General features: G+C 71.7%; 1 protein-coding gene and 1 pseudogene. Both read right to left on the bottom strand.

All coding sequences use genetic code 11. The features are described 5' to 3' along the window. Window positions 1-1061: pseudogene (locus WBP48_RS13080) on the bottom strand (5-methyltetrahydropteroyltriglutamate--homocysteine S-methyltransferase); the annotation flags it as partial. Continuing rightward, complete coding sequence (locus WBP48_RS13075; RefSeq protein ID WP_424441108.1) at window positions 1058-2032, bottom strand: methylenetetrahydrofolate reductase; 975 nt, start codon at window positions 2030-2032, stop codon at window positions 1058-1060. The pseudogene WBP48_RS13080 and the gene WBP48_RS13075, both read right to left, overlap by 4 nt. Window positions 2033-2447: the final 415 nt, after the last annotated feature.

The raw sequence follows: 2447 nt of genomic DNA, 5'->3' as shown, positions 1-2447 counted from the left end.
ACGTCGTGCGGGACGTGCTGCAGCGACGTCGACGTGCCGGCGGCGACGGATGCCGACCCGAGCGCGCCTAGCGCGGCGAGCCGGTCCGCGGCTGCGGCGAGGTCGCCCCGCCAGATGTTGCGGCCGTCGATCACGCCACCCACGAGCGCCTTGCCCGAAAGGCCCGGCGCGGCGGCCGGGACGCCACCGCGGTGAAGGTCGATCGCGATGCCCTCGAGGGGAGCGGCGGCCAGCACGCGCCAGGCCTCCTCGGAGAGCGGGCCGTATCCTGCCGCCACGAGGATCGCGGGACGGTCTGCCGCGGCGCCGAGGATGTCGTACGCGTGCGCCGCCGCGGCGGCGACCGCCCCGGCATCCGCATCGAGGCTCTCGCTCACGAGCGCGTGCTCGTCGAGCTGCACCCACTCGGCACCCGCCGCGCGGAGGGCCGCCAGCAACTCGCCGTACACCGGCAGCAGGTCGTCGAGGCGGTCGAGCGGCGAGTAGCCCGCGGGAGCCGCGTCGGTGGGCTTCGCGAGCGCGAGCAGGGTGACGGGGCCGACGATGACGGGTCGCACGGTCACGCCGTCGGCGCGGGCCTCAGCGACCTGCTGGACGAAACGGTCGCTCGAGAAGGCGAACTCCGTCTCCGGGCCGATCTCGGGCACGAGGTAGTGGTAGTTCGTGTCGAACCACTTGGTCATCTCGAGCGGGGCGGCATCGCCGAGTCCGCGCGCCGCGGCGAAATATGCCGCGAGCGGAATGGACCCGTCGGCGGCGCGCAGCGATGCGAATCGCTCCGGAAGAGCACCCACCGCGACGGCGGCGTCGAGCACCTGATCGTAGTACGAGAACGACTCCGGGATGGCCGAATCGGTGCGGCCGAGACCGAGTTCGGCCAGTCGCTCGCGGCTCGCGCGGCGCAGATCGGCGGCGGTCCGTTCGAGGGCGGACTCGTCGATCGCGCCGGCCCAGTGCTGCTCGACGGCCCGCTTGAGCTCGCGACGGCGGCCGATGCGAGGGTAGCCGAGGATCGTCCCGGCGGGGAAGGAAGGGACGTGCGCGAAGGCGGAACGGGTCATGCGTGGATCTCCTGTTCGATGACGCCGGCGGTGCGCAGCACGGCCAGCATGGTCTCGTGGTTGTTGAAGGCGTACAGATGGATGCCGGGTGCTCCCCCGGCCAGGACGTCTCGGGCGAGCCCCGCGGCGTGCGCGATGCCGACCGCGCGCTGCGCCCCGGTATCCGGCGCGACCTCGAGCGCGGCGGCGAGATCGTCGGGACGCGGCTCACCGGTGAGCTCGAGCACCCGCCGCAGGCGCGACGGCGAGGTGATCGGCATGATGCCGGGGAGGATCGGAATCGACACTCCGGCGGCCCGCGCCCGGTCGACGAACGACAGGTAGTCGTCGGCGTGGAAGAACAGCTGCGTGATCGCGGAAGTCGCACCCGCCGCCTGCTTCGCGAGCAGGGCGTCGATGTCCTCGAACCGGTGGCGGGAGCGTGGATGCCCGTTCGGGAATGCAGCGACGGAGATCTCCACCGGCTCCGCAGGCTCCACACGAGCCGCCCCCGGTACGCCCGGGATCTGCTCTTCGCGGTAGGGCGAACACTCGGCCTGGACACGGCCGATGAGCTGCACGAGCTGCGCCGCGGACTCCAGGTCGCCGAGGTCGACATCGGCCTCGGCCGTGCCCGCCGGCGGATCCCCGCGCAGCGCGAGAAAGCGGGTGATGCCGGCGTCGAGGAATTCGCGGATGACCGCCGTCGCGTCGGCATACGTGCTGCCGACGCACGTGAGGTGCGCGACCGGCGGCACCGACGTCTCGCGCAGGATGTGGGTGAGCACCGCGAGCGAGCGGTCGGTCGTCGAGCCGCCCGCGCCGAAGGTCACCGAGATGAAGCGCGGACCCGCAGCGGCGAGCACCCGGATCGTGTCGTACAGGGCGGGCAGGCCGGCCTCGGTACGCGGCGGGTAGATCTCGAATGAGAAGGGCACGGCCGCCGGCCCAGCAGGGTCGGGGAACGCGGGGATCGTCGTCGCGCGGGACATCGTCACTCTCGGGTCAGGGTCGTTCAGCCGGTCGGCCGCAGACGCGCACGGATGTGCGGTCGTCGCGGGCGGGTGCCGGGCTCGGCTGTCGCTCCTGCCCGGCGATGCCGGGCTGCCCGCTCACGCGGGCGTCGATGGCTCCACTGTACGACCTGTCGGCCGGTCCGATCCCTGTGTGACGGCAGGTTTCACGCGGCGACGAGGATGCGGGGACTCACCCCGCGTCGTGCAAGCGCGGCGAGACCTATCGACGAGCGCCGGTATCGCGAGGTTAGGGCACGCTAATAGATAACTACTTCTGATATGAGTTGGCGTGGGACAATGGTGTATGGCCATTGCTCCTGAGACTGTTGTCGCGTTGCGGGCGAAGTTCGATGCGTTGCTGCCGCATCTGGATGAGCGGGCGCAGCGGCTG

It is taken from the genome of Microbacterium sp. (assembly GCF_049661145.1).
In the GTDB taxonomy this organism is placed as follows: Bacteria; Actinomycetota; Actinomycetes; order Actinomycetales; family Microbacteriaceae; genus Microbacterium.
Note: the sequence above shows the minus strand (reverse complement) of the source record. Positions and strands in the feature narration are given on the sequence as shown.